Source organism: Vibrio fortis (assembly GCF_000695685.1).
In the GTDB taxonomy this organism is placed as follows: Bacteria; Pseudomonadota; Gammaproteobacteria; order Enterobacterales; family Vibrionaceae; genus Vibrio; species Vibrio fortis_A.
The window spans coordinates 1-1,374 of record NZ_JFFR01000016.1 but is presented as its reverse complement, the minus strand read 5'-3'; the positions used below and the strand labels follow the sequence as shown (position 1 = coordinate 1,374).

Sequence of the window (1,374 nt, the reverse complement as noted above, 5' to 3'; positions counted from 1 at the left end):
GACGCACTAATTATGGCTCTGGCTTTTAGCTAACCCACGATATTGGAGGCTAGCACCTCGTGGGGGTCATTATGTCTATGTTTATAGGTGTAGATATACTTGAATATTTAGCTTCATGGGCATCATCAAAATCCAAGATATTTAGCGGTGAAAGTTTAATCGTTGAATTGTCAGAGAGACTTGGTGACGAAGTAAAAGCTCAATACATTGAAATTGAAGGAAACGGCTTGCTATCTAGAGCAACTTTGTGGGAAACGGGCAACCTGGTTTTAGAAGCCATTGACATTGAATCAGAGCAGCATGCTATATCGGAAATCTATGAGTTGCGAGATCATGCCCAAATCGACGACAAACTAAATTGGTGGCTAAGTGAAATTGCCACTTATGAGAAAGTCTAAACATAACAAACAGTTTAAGAGGGGGTCAGCACGCGTGGCATTTTTAGTATGCGTTGATTTCGGTGTTGAAGTGCCATACAGCGGCTTAGTCATTGTGTGCTTCACCCCTTAACTGGGCGTTAGCCGTCACGGAGCTTGCTATACTCAAAGTGATAGAATAGTATCACTTTAGTATTCCTTTGGAGCAGCTCTCATGAAAGTAGAACTAGTTACATCACTCAAACGTCAAGCAACTAAGATCCTCGCTGATCTCCACGATACCAAAGAACCAGTGTTAATTACTGAGCATGGTAAGCCATCTGCGTATCTTGTTGATGTTGATGACTACGAATTTATGCAAAATCGTTTAGCTATTCTTGAGGGTATTGCACGAGGTGAGCGTGCACTAGCTGATGGTAAAGTGGTAAGTCATGATGAAGCCAAGGACAAAATGTCAAAATGGCTGAAATAATCTGGACTGAGCCAGCGTTATCTGACCTCAACGATATCGCTGAATACATCGCACTTGAAAATATCGTAGCTGCGAAGCAATTAGTGCAAACGATCTTCTCCAAAGTCGAACGCCTACAAACTTTCCCAGAGTCAGGTCGTATTCCACCCGAGCTAGAACATTTAAGTTATCGTGAAGTTGTCGTTAATCCATGTCGTATTTTCTATAAACAAGACGGTGACAAAGTGTTTATTCTGTTCGTTATGCGTGTAGAGAGAGATTTGCGTAAGTTCTTGTTGAGTAAGCAATAACGTTTTGAAATGAGCGGATAACAAGTATTTATGAGAGATTCTCAACGCTTGGCAGTTTTGTTTCTACTTCAAATTTAGCGTTTATGGCACAATGCTTTAGGCTTGCTTGTAGGTGTTGTTCACCCCTTAATTGGGCGTTGATATGACCCCCACCGTCAATAAGAGCGTAGAAGTTTCTGCTCCCGCATTTATAGAGCCTTTCTTGTTATTTAGGGGATAGTGTTATCACATAGAT

The 1,374-nt window shown here is 41.3% G+C and carries 3 protein-coding genes; all 3 read left to right on the top strand.

Translation table 11 applies throughout. The features are described from left to right. Positions 1-71 precede the first annotated feature (71 nt). Complete coding sequence (locus tag VFDL14_RS12700; protein WP_050487411.1) at positions 72-398, top strand: hypothetical protein; 327 nt, start codon at positions 72-74, stop codon at positions 396-398. Between the two features lie 193 nt (positions 399-591). Beyond that, a complete protein-coding gene (locus VFDL14_RS12705) occupies positions 592-849 on the top strand; it encodes a type II toxin-antitoxin system Phd/YefM family antitoxin (RefSeq protein WP_005448240.1) in 258 nt (85 codons plus the stop codon). After that, the gene (locus tag VFDL14_RS12710; protein WP_032551001.1) at positions 837-1,139 is read left to right on the top strand and encodes a type II toxin-antitoxin system RelE/ParE family toxin; all 303 of its coding nucleotides are present in this window, start codon (positions 837-839) and stop codon (positions 1,137-1,139) included. Before VFDL14_RS12705 ends, VFDL14_RS12710 begins: the two co-directional genes overlap by 13 nt. Positions 1,140-1,374 lie beyond the last annotated feature (235 nt).

Bases quoted from the DNA above. Each gene is read 5' to 3' on its own strand.
- VFDL14_RS12710 (WP_032551001.1), top strand. From the start codon at position 837: ATGGCTGAAATAATCTGGACTGAGCCAGCGTTATCTGACCTCAACGAT.
- VFDL14_RS12705 (WP_005448240.1), top strand. From the start codon at position 592: ATGAAAGTAGAACTAGTTACATCACTCAAACGTCAAGCAACTAAGATC.
- VFDL14_RS12700 (WP_050487411.1), top strand. From the start codon at position 72: ATGTCTATGTTTATAGGTGTAGATATACTTGAATATTTAGCTTCATGG.